Below are 19,377 nucleotides of genomic sequence, written 5' to 3' on the forward strand. Positions count from 1 at the left end.
TCCGTTCGGCCCCGCGCTGCGGCTACTCGACACCCGCGGCCCGGCGCGCTACATCCAGCGGCATGTCCGACGCCTCCCTTGCCGCGCGCTCCGCCGCGCTCGACCTGCTGCGCGATGTGCTGCGCAAGTCCATCCCCTTCGACGACGCGTTCGACGCGCATCCGGAGTTGCGCGGGCTCGACCCGCGCGACCGCGGCTTCGTGCGGCTGCTGACCGCCACCGTGCTGCGCCGGCTCGGCCAGATCGACGCGCTGATCCAGGGCAGCCTCGCCAAGCCGGGCCTGCCCAAGGCCACCGTGCACGACATCCTGCGGCTGGGCGCCGCCCAGCTCGTCTTCCTCGGCACGCCCGCCCACGCCGCCGTCGACACGGCGGTGGAGCTGGCCGCGGCCAAGGGGGCCGAACCCTACAAGGGCCTGATCAACGCCGTCCTGCGCCGCATCGGCCGCGAGGGGGCGGAACTGGCCGCCCAGCAGGACGCCGGGCGCCTGAACACGCCGGACTGGCTGTGGCTGGCCTGGCGGCAGGCCTACGGCATCGGCCGCACCCGCGGCATCGTCGAGGCGCACCTGCACGAGGCGCCGCTGGACATCACCGTCAAGGCCGATCCCGCGGCCTGGGCGGAGCGGCTGGAGGCCAAGCTGCTGCCCACCGGCACGCTGCGCCGCGCCGCCGGCGGCAACCTGACGGAGCTGCCGGGCTTCGCCGAGGGCGCCTGGTGGGTGCAGGACCTCGCCGCCTCGCTGCCGGCCAAGCTGTTCGGCGATCTGGCGGGCAAGCGCGTCTACGACCTGTGCGCGGCGCCCGGCGGCAAGACCGCGCAGCTCGTCGCGCAGGGCGCGCAGGTGACGGCGGTCGACCGTTCCGCCAAGCGTCTGGAGCGGGTGCGGGAGAATCTGGCCCGCCTCAACCTGTCGGCGGAGGTGCTGGCGACCGACGCCGCCACCTGGACCCCCGACCAGCCGGCCGACGCAGTGCTGCTCGACGCCCCCTGCTCGGCCACCGGGGCGATCCGCCGCCACCCCGACATCCTGCGCGTCAAGACGCCGGAGGACATCACCAAGCTGGCCAAGGCGCAGAGCCGCCTGCTGGCCCACGCCGTCGATCTGGTGAAGCCGGGCGGGACGCTGATCTACTGCACCTGCTCCATCCAGCCGGAGGAGGGCGAGGCGCAGATCGACCGCATCCTGGCCCGCGACAAGCGGGTCGAGCGGCTGCCGATCACGCCGGGAGATATGGGCGGCGGGCATGCGGGGGATGGCAATTTGGCCGAGTTGATCAACGAGCGTGGTGAGGTACGATCCCTGCCGGGCATGCTCGGGGACCTCGGCGGGATCGACGGGTTCTTCGTGGCACGGCTGCGACGGCTGCACGATTAGGGCACCACCGGCTTGCGGGGGTCGAGGCGAATTTGATACGACAACAGGATGCATCCCCCCGATCGCCCGAATGCCTTCAGCGAAGCGCCGGCCATCGCCTCCCCCTGCCGTGTGACGGGGTGAGCCGATGAGCGCCGGGCGTGGGAAAATGGGCCGCTTGCGGGACGGCGTCGCGCAGATCGCCTTCGGCAACCCGATCTACAAGCTGACGCTGGGCGGCCGCGCGCCGACCGCCCTGTCCGCCGTGCCGCCGGACCCTTGGCCGGGCGACGCCGGCGAGGGCTCGGCGATCCTGGCCGGCGTCTTCCGCTTCGGCGGGCAGGCCGCGGCGGCCGACGCCCACGGCGCGCCGAACTGGCGGGCCGGCAGCGCCGTCTGGCAGGACGCCCTGCACGGCTTCGACTGGCTGCGCGACCTGCGGGCGGTCGGCGGCGACACGGCGCGGCGGCGCGCCCGGTCGCTGGTGCTGTCCTGGCTGGAGCACAACGGGAGCTGGAACGCCCAGACCTGGGCGCCGGAGGTGCTGGGCGCCCGCATCGCCGCCTGGATCGGCCTGCACGACTTCTACTGCGCCTCCGCCGACGACGAGTTCCGCGCCGCGGTCTTCGACAGCCTCGCCCGGCAGGTCAAACACCTGACCCGCGTGGTGCCCGGCGCGCTGGACGGCAAGGCGCTGGTCACCGCGGCCAAGGGCCTCGTCTATGGCGGCTTCTGCCTGCCGGAGCACGAGCGCGTCGGCCAGGACGCGTTGAAGCTGCTGGAGCGCGAGCTGCCGCGCCAGATCCTGCCGGACGGCGGCCATATCGAGCGCTCCCCCTCGGTGCAGCTCCGCATCCTGCGCGACCTGATCGACATGCGGTCGGTCCTGCGCACCGCCCGCGCCGACGTGCCGGAGGCGCTGCAGCACGCCATCGACCGCATGACCCCGGCCCTGCGCTTCTTCCGCCACGGCGACGGCGGCCTCGCCCTGTTCAACGGCGGACGGGAGGAGGACGCGGCGCTGGTCGACACGGTGCTGGCCCAGGCCGACGCCCGCGGGCGCCCGCTGAAGAGCGCGCCGCACACCGGCTTCGAACGGCTGATCGCCGGGCGGACCATGGTGCTGATGGACACCGGCGTGCCGCCGGTCACCGGGCTGGACGCCACCGCCCACGCCGGCACGCTGTCGCTGGAGATGTCGGTCGGCAAGGAGCGGCTGATCGTCAATTGCGGCGCCCATCCGGTGAAGACCGGCCCCTGGCGCGCCGCGCTGGCCGGCACCGCCGCCCATTCCACCGTCGTGCTGGCCGAGACCAACTCGTCGGAAGTGATGGAGCAGGGCGGGCTGGGCCGCCGCCCCTCCCATGTCGGCTGCGAGCGGCAGGAGAACGACGGGGCGGTGCTGGTCGTCGCCACCCACAACGGCTACAGCCGCAACTTCGGCTACCTGCACCGCCGCCGCGTCTATCTGGCGGAGAACGGCGAGGACCTGCGCGGCGAGGACATGCTGGAGCCGGTGATCGGCGCCACGCCGGAGCCGCGGCCCTTCACCATCCGCTTCCACCTGCACCCGGCGGTCCAGGCGAGCCTCGTCCAGGGCGGGCAGGTGCAGCTCAAGCTGCCGAGCGGGGCCGCCTGGCGGCTGCGCGCGTCGGGCGGAACGCTGGAGCTGGAGGAGAGCATTTATCTGGGCAGCGGCGACGAGCCGCGGCGGACCACCCAGATCGCCGTCTCCGGACATACCGGCCCCGCCATCAAGACGGTGAAATGGGCCTTGCGCCGCGAGCGCAAGGGGGGGTAAACCGCGCGCATCCGCGGCGGACAGGCCGTGGGAATACGGATCGGTGCCTGTTTCGAGAGTCTGTGGAGTGTTCGCCCTGCGACCGTGATCCCCGCCCCGGCGGGGGTGACGAAGCGGGGTGTTTCGCTTTTCCGGATCGGTCAGGTCCCGACGGCTCAGGTCCCGTTTTCCCATGCGCCGTCTTCCCAAGCCCTGCCCGCCGCAGCCGGTTCCATGACAGCCAGGATGCCCCGATGAGCCCGCCGAACGTCGCCCACTCGCCCGCCCCCGATCTGGTCCGCATCACGCGCGCGCTGATCTCCGTGTCCGACAAGACGGGCCTCGTCGCGCTCGGCCAGGCGCTGGCGGCCAAGGGCGTGGAGATCCTGTCCACCGGCGGCTCCGCCCAGCGGCTGGCCGAGGCCGGCATCCCGGTGAAGGAGGTCTCCGACCACACCGGCTTCCCGGAAATCATGGACGGGCGCGTCAAGACGCTGCACCCGCGCGTGCACGGCGGCATCCTGGCCCGCCGCGACATCCACGCCGAGGCGATGACCACCCACGACATTCCGCCGATCGACCTCGTGGTGGTGAACCTCTACCCGTTCGAGGCGATGGTGTCGAAGGGCGCCGACTACGCCAACTGCGTGGAGAACATCGACATCGGCGGCCCGGCGATGATCCGCGCCGCGGCCAAGAACCACGACTTCGTCACCGTCGTCACCGATCCCGAGGATTACGAGGCGGTTCTGGACGAGCTGGCGACCCATGACGGCGCCGTCACGCTGACGCTCCGCCGCACGCTGGCCCAGCGCGCCTACGCCCGCACGGCCTCCTACGACGCGGCCATCTCCTCCTGGCTGGCCGGTCAGCTCGGCGAGACCTTCCCGCCGCGCACCACCCTGTCGGGCAAGCTCAGCCAGACCCTGCGCTACGGCGAGAATCCGCACCAGCAGGCGGCCTTCTACGTCACCGGCGAGCAGCGTCCGGGTGTGGCGACGGCGATCCAGCTCCAGGGCAAGGAGCTGTCCTACAACAACCTGAACGACACCGACGCCGCCTTCGAGCTGGTCGCCGAGTTCGAGCGCCCGGCCGTCGCCATCATCAAGCACGCCAACCCCTGCGGCGTGGCCGAGGGGGCGAACCTGCTCGACGCCTACAAGCAGGCCCTGCTGTGCGATCCGGTCAGCGCCTTCGGCGGCATCATCGCCGTCAACCGTCCGCTGGACGCCGCCACGGCCGAGGAGATCGCCAAGCTGTTCGCCGAGGTGGTGATCGCTCCGGACGCCGACGACGCGGCCCGCGCCCTGCTCGCCACCAAGAAGAACCTGCGCGTCCTGCTGACCAAGGACGTGCCGAACCCGGCCGAGCCGGGGATGATGGTGAAGCAGCTCTCCGGCGGCTTCCTGCTGCAGAACCGCGACAACGGCCGCATCACCCTTGACGACCTGAAGGTGGTGACCAAGCGCGCCCCGACCGAGCAGGAGCTGGCCGACCTGCTCTTCGCCTTCCGTGTCGCCAAGCATGTGAAGTCGAACGCCATCGTCTACGCCAAGAACGGCGCCACGGTGGGCGTCGGCGCCGGCCAGATGAGCCGCGTCGACTCAGCGCGCATCGCCGCCATCAAGTCGGCGGAGGCCGCCAAGGCCGCCGGCCTGAGCGAGCCGCTGACCAAGGGGTCGGTGGTCGCCTCGGACGCCTTCTTCCCCTTCGCGGACGGCCTGCTGGCCGCGGCGGAGGCCGGCGTGACGGCGGTGATCCAGCCCGGCGGCTCGATCCGCGACAACGACGTCATCGCCGCCGCCGACGAGAAGGGCTTGGCGATGGTGCTGACGGGGATGCGCCACTTCCGGCACTGAGCATCCGCGTTCGCGAGCTTTTGCCCCCTCCCTAACCCTCCCCCGCTGCGCAGGGGAGGGGACCAACCCCCTCCACCGCGGAGCGGGGGAGGGTCGGGGAGGGGGCAAGGCACTCTTTACCCCCGCCGCGGCCCCATCAGCCGGGCCAGCAAGGCGGTGGCGTCGGTCTGCGGCGCTTTCCCGTCCGCACCGTCTTCCGGTTTCAGGCGCCCGGTCGCCGCCATGGCGATCAGCATCGCCGGATGCAGCGCGGGGTGATGCCCCGGCGGATGCCCGGCCGAATCGCTTTCCCCACGCGCCGCGGCGTGGTCGCGGGCCAGCGCCTCGTTGATGTGCGCGAAGGCCTCGATGTCCTTGATGTGCAACATGTCCGTTCCGCCCTCCGCGCCAAGTTCGTTGTGCGTCGCAGCAAAAGGCAAGTTAGCAGCTTCCGCTGGGTGAATCCGCCGTCATGCCGCGGCGGACTGTCGCACCCCGTTCGCATCGCCCGGTGCCGGCTCCCGAACCGCCAGCATAAGCCCAAAACCGATGACGAAGAAAGCCACAACGCTCGCCATGCCGGCCCTCTGGCTCTCGAACAGCGTGGTGGCCAGCCCGAAGGCCAGCGGCCCGACGAAGCCGGCCATGCGGCCGGTCAGGCTGTAGAGCCCGAACATCTCGCCCACCATGCCCGGCGGGGCCAGCCGCGCCATCATCGACCGGCCGGCTGCCTGCGCCGGCCCGAAGAAGGCGCCCAGCCCCAGGGCCAGCACCCAGAACCACGCCTTCTCCGTCGCCAGCAGCAGCGGCACGCCGAAGGCGGTCAGGCCGATCAGGCTGACCAGGATCGTCGGCTTGGCCCCCATGCGGTCGTCCACCCAGGCGAAGCCGATGGCCCCGACGCCGGCCACCACGTTCAGCGCGATGGCGAAGAGCAGGATCTCCTCGAAAGTCATGCCGAAGGCCTGGGCGGCGAAGATGCCGCCAAAGGCGGTGATGGTGTTGATGCCGTCGCGGTAGATCGCGCTGGCGATCAGGAAACGCAGCGTGTTGCGGTATTTGCGCGTTTCCGCCAGCGTCCGGCGCAGCGTCGCCATACCCTCCCGCGCTGCCTGACGGATGCCGAGGCCGGTCGCCGGCACGTCCGGAACGAACAGGAAGAAGGGCAGGGCGAACAACCCGTACCAGGCGGCGGCCAGCAGGGCGGTGGCGCGCACCGGCGCCTGCTCCGCGGTGTCGAGCAGGCCGAACAGCGGGGTGGGGGACTTCACGAAGACGAACAGGGCGACCACCAGACAGGCCAGCCCGCCGAAATAGCCGATGCCCCAGCCCCAGCCGGAGATCCGCCCGAGCATCCGCGGCGGGGCCAGAGCGGTCAGGCTGGCGTTGTAGAAGACGTTCGCCAGCTCGAAGGCGACGGTGCCGATGACCACGCAGACCAGGGCGAACAGCGCGTGGGACGGGTCGGGCTTCACCCACCACAGGGCGGCGCAGAAGACCACGGTCAGGCCGGTGAACAGCGCCATCCACGGCTTGCGCCGCCCCGTCCGGTCGGCCACCGCGCCCAGAACGGGGCTGAGCAAGGCGATCAGCAGACCGGCGACGGTCAGCGCGGCGCTCCAGCGCGAGGCCCCGGCGACCTCGTCCCCGACCACGCCGCGGGCGAAATAGACCGAGAAGATGAAGGTCGTGATGATGGTGTTGTACGACGAGTTCGCCCAGTCGTAGAGGCACCAGGACGCGATGGCACGGCGGCTCGGCGCCTCGGCGGTGTGGGGCATGCTGAAGGATCGGCCATCTGTTGTCCGGGATGGCCCACTCTAGGCAAACCGGCCGGGAATGCCAACCGAGGGGATCGGGCGCCGGCTTCCCGTCCTACTCCCCGATGACGGGCTTGTCGAAGCTCTGCGCCGCCGCCCACCGCGTCGCCCATTCGGTCGAACTCTTCTCCTCAGCGCTCACGGCGTCCAGGAAGGTGAGGTTCGCCTTCATCCTTGCGGCCTCGTCGCCGCGGAACGGATCGACGAAGCTGGCCTCCTGGCTGATCGGGCCGTTGTAAAGCCCCATGGCCAGCCCCTCCTGCTGGGCCATGATGGATTGGGCGATGTCCTGCTCCTGCTTGCTGAACTGGCCGCCGGCGTTGCTGCGAACCGCTTCGAGTGAGCGGCGGTCGAGATCGCCCATCAGGGAGTACCAGTCGCGGCCCTCGAAACTGTCGAAGTCGAAGGGCTTGCCGCTCGCCTTCATGGCGTCGTACTGCGCGTCCATGCGGGCGCGGGCGTCCTTGGCGACGGCCGGTCCGCTCAGGCCCGCCGAACTGGACACCGCCCCCGGATCGGTGACGGCCTTCGCCAGCGCCGTGGCGGACTTGCCGTCGCGCGTCGGGAAGTAGGCGGCGTAGGGGCCGGCCGGCGTGCCGTTTCCGGTCTTGGCGGCCTTGGACGCCGTGGCGGTTGCCATGAAGGCCTGGGCTTCGACGGACAGGGTGACGAAGACGGCCGAGCCGCCGGAGGCCGCCGCCGGTTGGCCGGCGGCCGTGTTCGCGGAGGTTCCCTTGTCGGCGCCCCCCAGCACGGTCAAGGCCGCCCTGAGGCTGAAACCGGCGAGGCTGAAACCGGCGAGGCTGAAGCCGGACGCTTGCGCGTTTGGCGTCGTGATCGACATGAGAAGGCCCTCCCGACCATCCAGGCGGGCGTCTTGCCGATGCCGCCAATCGTTGATGGCAGCCTACAGCGTTCAGGCCAGGGTTGTCAAAATCAGGGGCTTTTTATTCTGTAGGGCGAATAGCCGCGGGGGGCGCGGCCGTTGGGGGCTCGTCCAGGTGAACGGCGTCGAGGTCGATGGTGGGGCGCCGGTCGTTCAAGCGCTGATCGATCCGGGCGCGCCATTGCGCCATCTGCGCCTGGATCGCCTCGATCTCCGCCTTCTGCCGATCCAGGTCGGACAGGTCCGGCGGCGGGACGGCGATGCGGTCGGGAGTCTCGTCGATGCTCACGGGCCTCTCCAGTCTGGTGTCGATCGGCTGGCTTCGGTCCGCGGCAAAGCCCGAAGGCGCGCGCCCGCTCAACCGCCCACGCCGAACGAAATCTGGTTGTTGTCGTAGCGGGCGACGATGGTCAGCCGGTCGCCGGGGCGCACGCGGATCGGCGTCTCCAGATAGGTCATCGCCTGCTTCCAGTGGTTCGTCCGCGCCTGGCTTTCGGAGCGGTAGGTGACCTCCTCGTCCATATAGAGGTCAAACCAGAAGGCCACACCGTGGCAGGTGCCTTCCGCCGTGATCTCCACGGCGATCTCGCGGACCCCCTCCTCGGGCATGTTGCGGGTGAAGTCGAAGTCGAGCGCGGTGAAGGCGGCCGACAGCGGCGTGTGGGCGTCGGCGCCGAGGTCGATCTGCTGGTAGCCGGGGGAGCGGAACACGTCGAAGGTCGACATGTCGAAGCCGCCGATGGTCTTCACCGGGTTGATGCGGGCCAGCTCCGGGGTCTCCACCAGCATGGCGTAGACGGTCGAGGCGCGCGGGATGATCGCGCCGCCGGGCTTCACCAGATGGGTGCGGGCGTGCTGCAGCACCGATAGCATGCGCGGCGCCAGCATGCCGATGTTGATGAGTTCCGACACGAAGACGTCGGCCTTCTCCCGCAGGTCGCCGCCCTCGCCCACCGACAGGCGGGTGGACAGCTTCGGCACCACGTCGATGCGGTCGGCGTAGCCGTTGTTGGCGACGGTCTCGCGGGCGATGCGGGCAAGGATCGGGTTCACCTCGCAGGTCACCACCTTCCGCGCCCCGGCGCGCGCCGCCATCATGGCGACGATGCCCGATCCGGTGCCGATCTCCAGGACCAGCGAGTCCGGACCCACCGCGCGCTTCAGCGCCGCCTCGTAGGCGTCGTTGCGCTCGAAGTCGTTGATCATCGGCAGGTGCCAGCCGGGGACGGCGTTGGAATAGATCAGCCGGCGGGTGAACTGCACCAGCGGGTGGTCCGGCGCGATGGCGCGGGCGGCCTCGATGGCCTCCACCGCCTCGTTGGCGCGGTCGAGGCTCTGCAGCGTGTGGGCCAGACCGACATGGGCGGGGACGAAGCGGGGCGCCGCCGCGATCACCACGCGGAAGGCCTCCTCCGCCTCCTCCAGGGCGCCGCGGGTGCTCAGCGCCTCGGCGAGGTTGTAGCGGGCCTCCAGATACTCCGGCGCCCGTTCCAGCGCGGCGCGGAAGGCGGCCTCCGCCTCGTCCAGACGGCCCAGCTCGCGCAGGGTGGTGCCCAGGAAATTGTGCATCTCCGGCGCGTCGCCGCGCAGGGCCAGGGCGGCGCGGAAGGCGCCCTCGGCGTCCTCCAGCCGGCCCAGCGCCTTCAGCGCGTTGCCCAGATTGCCGTGAAGCTCCGGCAGGCGGTCGTTGAGGGCGATGCCGGCGCGGAACGCCTCCTCCGCCTCCGCGGCGCGGCCGAGCTGGAAGAGCAGGCTGCCGCGGCTGTTGTGGAAGGACGGGTCCTTGCCGTCCTCGGCGATGGCGTGCGTGAAGAGGTCGAGCGCGCCGTCGGGATGGCCGGTGTGGGCGGCGACGACGCCCAGCAGGTGCAGGGCCTGCGCGTTGTGCGGGTCGGTCGCCAGAATCGCCCGGCAGGTCGCCTCCGCCCCGCCCAGATCGTTCGTCCGCAGCAGGCGGATGGCGTCGTTCAAGGTCGGCTGGGGGTCGGTCATCGCGGCGGCTCCGGGTCGTTCAGTGTCCGCACCATAGCGGGAAAGCCCGAGCCGCTACAGATCAAGTTTGTGCCGTGGCGGGAGCATGCTTTGCGTGCGGGGGCCGAAGTCCGTACACGCGACAATCTGCCCTTGCAAGGCGTTGCGTCCATGCGTTGTGTTCCATTGATATTCTATTGCCTTTTGGTAGATTTCGGCGAAAGTCCCTTGCCTTGTGCACCTGTCCCCGACCGTTTTGCCGGAGTCACGTCATGGCCGATACAGACCATACCCTGCCGATCATCGCGATCTCGCCCAGCGGCGTCACGAACCGCGAGGGCAACAGCGGCATCACGCCCTATCTCTTCACTGTGACGCGCAGCGGGGACGTCAGCCAAGCCTCGACAATCGATTGGGCGGTTGCTTCGTCTGGCTCGGTTCCAGGAAGCCTCATCTACCAACTCGATGACGGCCAACTCAGCGCCGAGGATTTTGGGGGAACCTTACCATCGGGAACCATGAACTTTGCCCCCGGAGAAACGACGAAAACCCTCACCGTTCCCATTCAGGGCGATCAGCATGTGGAACGCGACGAAAACTTCAAGGTCATGCTCTCCAATCCGATCGGCGCCACGCTCGATACAAATGCCTTTTCGTCGACCGGAAGCATCCTCAATGATGACATCCCGTTTTCCATTTCCATGATGCCGCTGGGGTTAGCATCAACCGGGATCGCGGAGGGGAATACGGGGAGCATCAATTTCGATTTCTATGTGGGACGCGACGTCGCTCTGAATCCAAAGGCCTTTTCGGTAAATTGGCGAGTCGTCGGTTACGGCCGGAACCCGGCCGACGCCGCCGATTTCGGAGGGACGCTGCCCTCGGGTACGATCCACTTTGCCGAAGGGGAACATAATAAGGTCATCAGCATCCGCGTGACCGGCGACCGGCTGCCCGAATCCGACGAGGGCTTCCGTGTTGAACTCTCGACACCAGTTGCGGCTTCGGGTGGTTCCGCTACGGATGTCGCGATGAGCGTCGTCATAGAGACAAGGTCAGCGCTGGGCATCATCAAGGACGACGACAACGGTGATTCCAGCAATCTCCTCTCGATCATGTCCGGTGGCACTGGCCGCTATTTTCGAATGGACCCCTACTCCGGTCCCGTCACATGGCTGAAGAACATGCACATCGCCGAGGATGACGGTGAAGCGATGGTGGGATCGGCTGCCGCCGACTTCATCAACGCGCGCGGCGGCGACGACGCCGTGGACGGCGGCATGGGGGACGATGTGCTCGATGGCGGCACGGGATCGAACTGGCTGGTCGGTGGCTTCGGCAACGACACCTTCTTCATCGACGGGCGTGGCGGCGGCACCACATGGTCCACCGTGACCGATCTGGAAAAGGGCGAGTGGGTGACCGCCTGGGGTTGGACGGAAGGCGTGTCCAAACTGACCTGGGCGGAGATGGCCGGTGCGGAAGGCAACAAAGGGGCGACGGCCCATATCGATCTGGACGCGAATGGCAGCATCGATATGAGCCTGACCATCGCCGGCAAATCCTCCGGCGCGATCCTGGTGATGCCCGGTCAGGTGAACGGTTCCAGCTATCTCGCCTTCACCCTCGCCTGACCGGGCCCACGGCCTCCGATCTTACCCCGCCGTCAGGCCGCGGAGCTGCCGGTTTGCCACCGCCAGCATCGACAGGTCGACGTTGGGCTGGGTGCGCAGCTCGGACAGGAGCTGCTCCACCCGTTCCACCACCGGTCGGCGATGGGCGATCCAGGCCTCCACGGGGGCTTCCGCGGGAAGCTGGTCCACCGCCTCCAGGACGCGGGTGGTCAGCGCGGTCTGGTGGGCGAACAGGTCGTCCACCAGAGCGGCCACCGCCTGCTTCTGCCAATGGTTCTCCGCCTTCGCCGCGGCGGCCTTGTCGCGCAGCCATTCCAGACCGAAGCGGCGGCCCAGCATGAAGTAGACCGCGGCGACGTCCGCGACCCCGCGGCCGGTGCGTCCGGCGATGCGGACGAGGTCGGGGGCGGCGGCCAGCACCGGCAGCGCGGCCATGCGGCGGGCCAGCTCGGCGGGAACGCCTTGCTCCTGGTAGGAGGCGACGCGGGCGGTCAGGCGGGCCGTCTCCTCGGCGTCCAGCACATTGTCCAGACCAGCCAGAAGCGTCTCGATGCCGGGCCGGAAGGCCTCCGTCTCGCGGGCGATGTCCAGCGGCTGCTGGCAGCTCGCCAGGAACCAGGCGGCGGCGCGCTCCATGTGGCGGACGGTCTCCAGGATCATGGCGGTCTGGAGCGCGGCGGGAACCGCGTTGTCCAGATCCTCGATCCCCGTCCACAGCGAGCGCAGGCCGAAGGCGTCGCGCACGATGGTGTAGGCGCGGGCGACGTCCGCCGGTCCCATGCCGGTCTTCTCCATCATCTCCTTGACGAAGGTCGGGCCGGTGCGGTTGACGAGGCTGTTGGTGACGCTGGTCGCGATGATCTCCCGCCGCAGCCGGTGCCGCCCCACCGCCTCCGCATGGGCCTTGCGCAGCGGCTTGGGGAAGTAGCGGGTGAGGTCGTCGGCCATGAAGGGGTCGTCCGGCAGGTCCGACGCCAGCAGATCGTCGTAGAGCGTGATCTTGGCGTAGGCCAGCAGCACGGCCAGCTCGGGCCGGGTCAGCCCCTCGCGGTTGGCCATGCGGGCGGACAGCTCCTCCTCGTCGGGCAGATACTCGATGGCGCGGTTGAGCCGGCCCGCCTTCTCCAGCGAGCGGATCAGCCGGGCCTGAGCCTCCAGCGCGTCGGGACCCTGGGCGCGGGCGACGGTCAGGGCCTGGCTCTGCAGGTAGTTGTCGGCCAGCACCAGACCGGCCACCTCGTCGGTCATGGCGGCCAGCAGCTGGTCGCGCTGCTTCAGCGTCATGTCGCCGCGGACGACCACGTCGTTCAGCAGGATCTTGATGTTCACCTCATGGTCGGAGGTGTCGACGCCCGCCGAATTGTCGATGGCGTCAGTGTTCAACCGGACCCCGTGCTGCGCCGCCTCGATGCGGCCGCGCTGCGTGACGCCGAGGTTGGCGCCTTCGCCGATCACCTTGGCCCGCACGTCGCGCCCGTCGATGCGCAGCGCGTCGTTGGCCTTGTCGCCGACCTCGGCGTTGGTCTCCTCCGCCGCCTTCAGGTAGGTGCCGATGCCGCCGAACCACAGCAGGTCCACCTCGGCCTTCAGCAGGGTCTGCATCAGCTCCAGCGGGGTGACGTGGTCCTTGGCGATGCCGAAGCGCTGGCGGATCTCCGGCGTCAGCTCCAGCGACTTGGCGGAGCGGTCGAAGACGCGCCCGCCCGCGGACAGCAGCGACGCGTCGTAGTCCGCCCAGGAGGAACGGGGCAGGTCGAACAGGCGCTGCCGCTCCTCCCAGCTCCGCGCGGCGTCGGGGTCGGGGTCGATGAAGATGTGCCGGTGGTCGAAGGCGGCGAGCAGGCGGATGTGCTTCGACAGCAGCATGCCGTTGCCGAACACGTCGCCCGACATGTCGCCGACGCCGACGACGGTGAAGTCCTGCGTCTGGGTGTCGTGCCCCAGCTCGCGGAAATGGCGCTTCACCGATTCCCAGGCGCCGCGGGCGGTGATGCCCATCTTCTTGTGGTCGTAGCCGGCGGAGCCGCCCGACGCGAAGGCGTCGCCCAGCCAGAAGCCGTGGTCCACCGACACCGAGTTGGCGATGTCGGAGAAGGTCGCCGTGCCCTTGTCGGCAGCGACCACCAGATAGGGATCGTCGCCGTCGTGGCGCACCACCTCGGGCGGCGGCACCACCGCCCCCCCGGCGTCGAGGTTGTCGGTGATGTCCAGCAGGCCGCGCATCAGCGTCTTGTAGCACTCGATGCCTTCGGCCAACGCCGCCTCGCGCCCGGCGGACGGCGGCGGCGGGCGCTTGACCACGAAGCCGCCCTTGGAGCCGACCGGCACGATGACGGTGTTCTTGACCATCTGCGCCTTCATCAGCCCGAGGATCTCCGTGCGGAAATCCTCGCGCCGGTCGGACCAGCGGATGCCGCCGCGCGCCACCTTGCCGCCGCGCAGATGGACGCCCTCCATCCGCGGGCTGTAGACGAACACCTCGACCATCGGGCGGGGCAGCGGCAGGTCGTCGATGTGGCGGCTGTCGATCTTGAAGGAGAGGTAGGTCTTGGGCCGCCCGTCCGCGCCGTTCTGATAGGCGTTGGTGCGCAGCGTGTTGCACAGCAGGTTGAGGAAGCGCCGCAGGATGCGGTCCTCGTCCAGGTTCTTCACCCCGTCGAGCGCGCGTTCGATCTCCGCGGCCAGCCCCGGATCGTTCTGCGAACGGCGGGCCGGGTCGAAGCGGCTGTGGAACAGGGCGACCAGCTTGCGCGCGATGGCCGGATGGCCGGCCAGCGTGCTTTCCACCACGTCCTGCCCATAGGGGATGCGGGCCTGGCGCAGATACTTGGCGTAGGCGCGCAGCACCGTCACCTCCCGCGCGGTCAGGCCGGCGCGAAGGACGAGGCGGTTGAAGCCGTCATCCTCCATCCGGCCGTCCCAGACGGCGGCGAAGGCGTCCTGGAACTTCTCCTTCACCATCGCGCAGTCGATGGGCAGCCCGTTCTGGGAGCGCGCGGTGAAGTCGTGGATCCACACCGGGGCGGCGTGGCCGGCGATGGCGATCTCGAAGGGCGCTTCGGTGATCACCTTCAGGTCCATGTGCTCCAGCATGGGCAGCACGTCGGACAGCGGCACCGGGCGGCCTTCGTGGTAGATCTTGACGTGCAGCTCGTCGCCTTCGGCCTCCAGCGGGCGGTAGAGGTTGATGCCCAGCGCGCCCTGGGCCGTCGCCTTCTCGATCCGCTCGATGTCGAAGACCGCGGCCTCGGCGTTGAACTCCTCGCGGTAGGCGGTGGGGAAGGCGTCGGCGTAGCGGCGGAACAGGGTGCGCCCCTGCTCCTCGCCGTGCGCCTCGACCAGCGCGTCGCGCAGATGGTCGTCCCAGCCGCGCGACGCCTGGACCAGCCGCGCCTCCAGATCGGTGGCGTCGACGGTGGGCACGCGGCCCGGCTCGGTCCGGATGATGAAATGCAGGCGGGCCAGCACGCTTTCGGTCAGCTGCGTGGTGAAGCCGGTGCAGGTGCCGTCGTAGGCGGCCTCCAGGATGGACTGGATGCGCCGGCGCAGCGTGGTGTCGTAGCGGTCGCGCGGCACGTAGACGAGGCAGGAGGCGAAGCGCTCGAACGGGTCCTTGCGCACGAACAGGGCCAGCCGCTGGCGTTCCTGCAGGTGCAGGATGCCGACGGCGATGTCCAGCAGCTCCGGCACCTGGATCTGGAACAGCTCGTCGCGCGGGTAGGTCTCCAGGATGTGCAGCAGCGCCTTGCCGTCATGGCCCTGCGGGTCGAAGCCGGCCAGTTCCATCACCTCCGCGACCTTGCGGCGGAGGTAGGGGATCTCGCGCGGGCTGCGGTTGTAGGCGACGGAGGTGAAGAGACCGGCGACCAGCCGCTCGCCGATGATCCGCCCCTCGGCGTCGAAGCGCTTGATGAGGAAGGCGTCCATCGGCACCGCGCGGTGCACGGGGGAGGGGCGGTTGCCCTTGGTCACCATCAGGACGCGCGGGTTGCGCAGGAAGTCGCGCACGTCGGGCGGCAGGGTGGCGTAGTTGCGCAGCCCGTCGAAGACGGTGACGGAATCGTCGCGCAGGATGCCCAGGCCGCTGCCGGCGACCAGACCCAGCGAGGAGTCCGCCCCGTCGGCGCCGCTCTCGAAGCGGTATTCGCGGTAGCCGAGGAAGGTGAAATGATCGTCGTCGGCCCAGGAGAGGAAGGCCTTGGCCTCGTCCACCTCGTCGTCGGGGATGATGGGCGGGACGGCGGCGCGGGCGCAGTCGGCCTCCAGGATGGCGGCGCGCACCTGCTGGCGCATGGCCCGCCAGTCGGCGACGGCGGCGCGCACGTCGGCCAGCACACGCTCCAGCCCCTCGCGGGCCTGGTCCAGCGCGGCGGCGCCGGTGACCGCGCCGACCTCGACGTGCATGAAGGATTCGGGGGCGGCGTCGGTGGGGGCCGCCGCCGGCTCGTACAGCTCCACGAGCTGGCCGTCGGCGTCGCGCTTGACCCGCACCACGGGGTGGATGACCAGATGGACGGTCAACCCCTGGCGGTTCAGCTCCGCGGTCACCGAGTCGACGAGGAAGGGCATGTCGTCGTTGACGATCTCCACCACCGTGCGGTGGGACTGCCAGCCATGCTCCTCGACGCGGGGGTTGTAGACGCGGACCTTGGCGCGGTCGGTCGCCTCGCGCTGCTGGCCCCATTGCCACATGGCGAGTGCAGCGCCGTAGAGCTGCTCCGCCGGAGCCTGGATGATGTCGTCGGGCGGGACGTTGTCGTAGAACTGCCGTACGAAGCGCTCCGCCGGTGCCGCGCGGCTGCGGCCCAGCCGCTCGCGAACCTGCCGCACGACCTCTTCGGTCAGCTCGTCCTTGAGCTGTTCGGCCCTGAGAGCCATCGCTCCAATCCTTCCCTGATTTTTTGCGGCGGTTTGCCGCCGTTGTAGGCAGAGGGTAGCCGATTTGCCGCGACAGGCAACAGGCGGAGGGGCGTAACCGGAAGAGGCGGTTATTACGGAGCGGCCCTTCGTGTCCAAATCGATGAAAGTTGAATGAGTCGGAAAGTGGGCGTATTTTTTGTGCAGGCGCGTCCCGTGCGCGCAACCACAGAGACGGCCATGCCCAACGACGACGCCCGCCCGCCGGAGGCTACCCCGGTTCCGCCCGCCAAGCCCCGTCTGCACGTCCTCGTGGTCGATCCCGACCCGGCGCTGGCCGGGCTGACGCGCGCCGCGCTCGACGGCTTCGCGCTGGACGGGGCGCCGGTGATGGTGCTGACCGCCGCCACCGCCGCCGAGGCGCGCGAGGCGCTGTACCGCAACCCCGGCACCGCCGCCGTCCTGCTGGAGCCGGTGCTGGACCCCGCGGCGGATGGGCCGCCCGAAGGGCTCGCCTTCATCGATCACATCCGCAAGGATCTGGGGAACAGCCGCGTCCGCATCCTGGTCTGCACCGCCCATCCCGAGCGGGCGCCGGAAGAGGAGGTGGTGGAGGGGCACGACGTCAGCGACTACCGCCTGAAGGACGGACTGACGGCGCGCACGCTGCGCACCGCCGTCGTCCCGCGGCTGCGCGCCTTCGCCAACCTGCAGACCCAGGCGGCCGGGCGCAAGGCGCTGGCCCGCATGCTGGTGGCGACCACCGGCCTGCTGGAGATGCGCACCCCGGATGTGCTGTTCCCCAACATCCTGCCGCGCGCCGTCGGGCTGCTGGGCATCGGGCGGCACGCCCTGCTGTGCATCCAGGGCGACACGCTGCCGCGCGACCGCCGCATCCGCGTGCGCGCCTCCACCGGGCGCTTCGCCAAATGGAAGGACGTGGACGTCGCCGAGCTGGGCGAGCCCAACGTGGCCGCCGCGCTGGAGCGGCTGAGCCCGAGTTCCGAGACCATCGTGGAGCCGGGCTACTGCGCGCTGCGGCTGCGCGCCCATGGCGGAATCATCGGCATGATCTACGTCGAGGGCCACAACAACGAGGGCACCGCGCGCGAGTGGCAGCTGCTGGAGCTGTTCCGCAACAAATGCTCCATCGCCTTCGAGAACGCCCTGCTGTTCGAGGAGCTGAACACCGCCCAGAAGGCCACCGTCCTGGCCATGGGGTCGCTGGCCGAATACAAGGACAACGCCGCCGCCGGCCATCTCCAGCGCATCGAGCGGCTGGTCGGCGACATCGCCCGCGAGCTGCGCGTCCATGGCCGTTTCGCCGACGAGCTGGACGATGAGCTGGCGGAGAAGGTCGGGCTGGCCGCCCTGCTGCACGACGTCGGCATGCTGAGCGTGTCGGACGAGACGCTGGGCATCCCCGGCGAGCTGGCGAACAACGACATGGCCGCCATCCAGCGCCACACGCTGATCGGCCACCGCATCCTCAGCGAGGCGGCTCTGCCCCTGCGCGGGCGCAGCCTGCTGTCGATCGCCGCGGAGATCGCCCGCTACCACCACGAGCGCTACGACGGGTCGGGCTACATGGAGGGGCTGCGCGGCGGCGCCATCCCGGTGTCGGCGCGGATCATGGCGGTCGCCGACGTGTTCGACGCCCTGATCACCGACCGCCAGTACCGCAAGGCCTGGGGGGTGGAGCACGCCATCACCTGGATCGCCGAGCGGGCGGGCAAGGACTTCGACCCGCTGGTGGTCGAGGCGTTCCTGACGGTGGTCCGCCGCATCCAGGCCGAGGAGCCGGACTGGTTCCCCAAGCCGGAGGGCGGCAACCAGGGCCTGCTGGTGGCAGCGATCGGGCGCAAGCTGCGCGCCCTGTTCGGCAACCGCGCCGAACCGATCAACTGACCCGCACCCCTGCATGACGGAAGCTGACCGAACGGCCTTTCCCAAGTGGAGAGGCCGTTTTGCCGTTGCTTTCCGATGATGGGCACCGGCGCGGCATTGTGTCCGTTTCTCTCACAGTGGTTGCGCCTAAAATACTATTGTGTACAAAAAATCGTGTTACTATGAGTTGCGCAACCGATACCACAGAAGCGTTCCTTGGTAGCGCTCCGGCGTGGTGATCTTGCGGCAGCATTTGGCGGAGCCGACCATGAAAGCCAGACGTTTCATTTCCAGTCTCCTGACCTCCTGTGCCCTGCTGTTGGGCGCGACGGCGGCCCAGGCCGCCTATCCGGAGAAGCCGATCACCATGATCGTCGCCTACGGGGCCGGCGGATCGACCGACGTGACCGCGCGGATGCTGGCGCCCTTCATCGAAAAATACCTGGGCGGCGGCGCGCGGATCGTGGTGATGAACCGCGGCGGCGCCGGGGGGGAGATCGGCTTCGCGGCCATCGCCGACGCCACGCCGGACGGCTACACCATCGGCTTCATCAACACGCCGAACGTCGTCACCATCCCGATCGAGCGCAACGCCCGGTTCACGCTCGACCGGCTGGACCCGCTGGTCAACGTCGTCGACGACCCGGGCATCATGACGGTGCATGGCGACAGCCCTTACAAGACGGTGGAGGATCTGGTCGCCCAGGCCAAGGCCAACCCGAACACCATCACGCTGGGCTCCACCGGCGTCGGATCGGACGACCATCTGGCCATGCTGCTGCTCCAGCGGCAGGCCAATGTCCGCTTCACCCATGTGCCCTTTCCCGGCAGCGCGGAGAACTACCGCTCCATGCTCGGCCGCCACACCCAGATCTGCGGCCAGAATCTCGGCGAAGGGCTGCGCGGCAAGGCCGGCGGCGACAACATCCGCATCCTCGGCGTGATGAGCACGCAGCGCTGGGACATGGCGCCCGACCTGCCGACCTTCAAGGAACTGGGTTACAACATCACCATGGCGTCGCTGCGCGGCGTCGGCGCGCCGAAGGGCCTGCCGCCGGAGATCCGCGCCAAGCTGATCGATGCGGTGACCAAGGCCGCCAACGACCCGGAGTTCCAGAGCAAGGCCCGCGACACCTACCAGCCGCTGCGCATCCTCGACTCGGAGGCCTTCACCGCGGAGCTGAAGGAACTGGACGGCGATTTCCGCAACCTCTGGCGCGAGTTCCCCTGGCTGAAGTGATCGGGGGAAAACCCCCACAGGCGAGGGCGCATAGGAAAGGCCCCTCTTCCACATGGAAGAGGGGCCTTTTTCATGGGCGGTGCCGGAGGACGCCACGGCGTCCTCC

At 69.6% G+C, this 19,377-nt stretch carries 12 protein-coding genes; 6 read left to right on the top strand and 6 right to left on the bottom strand.

Going from position 1 to position 19,377, the window contains the following annotated elements; all coding sequences use genetic code 11:
- The first annotated feature begins 62 nt into the window (after positions 1-62).
- The 3 genes from D3869_RS09190 to purH all read left to right on the top strand — a co-directional run bounded on the left by D3869_RS09190 (position 63) and on the right by purH (position 4,997).
- A complete protein-coding gene (locus D3869_RS09190; RefSeq protein WP_137139793.1) occupies positions 63-1,379 on the top strand; it encodes an RsmB/NOP family class I SAM-dependent RNA methyltransferase in 1,317 nt (438 codons plus the stop codon).
- Positions 1,380-1,527: 148 nt separating this feature from the next.
- Positions 1,528-3,159, top strand: coding sequence for a heparinase II/III family protein (locus tag D3869_RS09195; RefSeq protein WP_137139794.1), 1,632 nt, complete (start codon positions 1,528-1,530; stop codon positions 3,157-3,159).
- Positions 3,160-3,392: 233 nt separating this feature from the next.
- Positions 3,393-4,997: a bifunctional phosphoribosylaminoimidazolecarboxamide formyltransferase/IMP cyclohydrolase gene (gene purH, locus D3869_RS09200; RefSeq protein WP_137139795.1), complete on the top strand. Its 1,605-nt coding sequence runs from the start codon at positions 3,393-3,395 to the stop codon at positions 4,995-4,997.
- Positions 4,998-5,113: 116 nt separating this feature from the next.
- Here the strand turns inward: purH and D3869_RS09205 are convergent, their stop codons facing one another.
- From D3869_RS09205 to D3869_RS09225, 5 genes are all read right to left on the bottom strand, one after another.
- Positions 5,114-5,365: a hypothetical protein gene (locus tag D3869_RS09205; protein WP_137139796.1), complete on the bottom strand. Its 252-nt coding sequence runs from the start codon at positions 5,363-5,365 to the stop codon at positions 5,114-5,116.
- Between the two features lie 81 nt (positions 5,366-5,446).
- Positions 5,447-6,757, bottom strand: a complete 1,311-nt coding sequence (locus D3869_RS09210) for an MFS transporter (RefSeq protein ID WP_137139797.1) — start codon at positions 6,755-6,757, stop codon at positions 5,447-5,449.
- Positions 6,758-6,851: 94 nt separating this feature from the next.
- The gene (locus tag D3869_RS09215; protein WP_137139798.1) at positions 6,852-7,640 is read right to left on the bottom strand and encodes a hypothetical protein; all 789 of its coding nucleotides are present in this window, start codon (positions 7,638-7,640) and stop codon (positions 6,852-6,854) included.
- Positions 7,641-7,743: 103 nt separating this feature from the next.
- Positions 7,744-7,971, bottom strand: coding sequence for a hypothetical protein (locus D3869_RS09220; protein WP_137139799.1), 228 nt, complete (start codon positions 7,969-7,971; stop codon positions 7,744-7,746).
- 68 nt (positions 7,972-8,039) lie between these two features.
- Entirely contained in the window at positions 8,040-9,674 is a 1,635-nt protein-coding gene (locus D3869_RS09225) for a tetratricopeptide repeat protein (protein WP_137139800.1), read from the bottom strand.
- A gap of 251 nt (positions 9,675-9,925) precedes the next feature.
- Between D3869_RS09225 and D3869_RS09230 the strand changes: the two genes are divergently transcribed.
- Positions 9,926-11,287, top strand: a complete 1,362-nt coding sequence (locus D3869_RS09230; protein ID WP_137139801.1) for a Calx-beta domain-containing protein — start codon at positions 9,926-9,928, stop codon at positions 11,285-11,287.
- 21 nt (positions 11,288-11,308) lie between these two features.
- Here the strand turns inward: D3869_RS09230 and D3869_RS09235 are convergent, their stop codons facing one another.
- Positions 11,309-16,165, bottom strand: coding sequence for an NAD-glutamate dehydrogenase (locus tag D3869_RS09235; RefSeq protein ID WP_137139802.1), 4,857 nt, complete (start codon positions 16,163-16,165; stop codon positions 11,309-11,311).
- A gap of 219 nt (positions 16,166-16,384) precedes the next feature.
- Between D3869_RS09235 and D3869_RS09240 the strand changes: the two genes are divergently transcribed.
- Together D3869_RS09240 and D3869_RS09245 are read left to right on the top strand one after the other, a co-directional pair.
- The gene (locus D3869_RS09240; protein WP_137139803.1) at positions 16,385-18,052 is read left to right on the top strand and encodes an HD-GYP domain-containing protein; all 1,668 of its coding nucleotides are present in this window, start codon (positions 16,385-16,387) and stop codon (positions 18,050-18,052) included.
- A gap of 247 nt (positions 18,053-18,299) precedes the next feature.
- Positions 18,300-19,271: a Bug family tripartite tricarboxylate transporter substrate binding protein gene (locus D3869_RS09245; RefSeq protein ID WP_137139804.1), complete on the top strand. Its 972-nt coding sequence runs from the start codon at positions 18,300-18,302 to the stop codon at positions 19,269-19,271.
- Positions 19,272-19,377: the final 106 nt, after the last annotated feature.

Origin of the sequence: Azospirillum brasilense, from assembly GCF_005222205.1 — a bacterium.
In the GTDB taxonomy this organism is placed as follows: domain Bacteria; phylum Pseudomonadota; class Alphaproteobacteria; order Azospirillales; family Azospirillaceae; genus Azospirillum; species Azospirillum brasilense_G.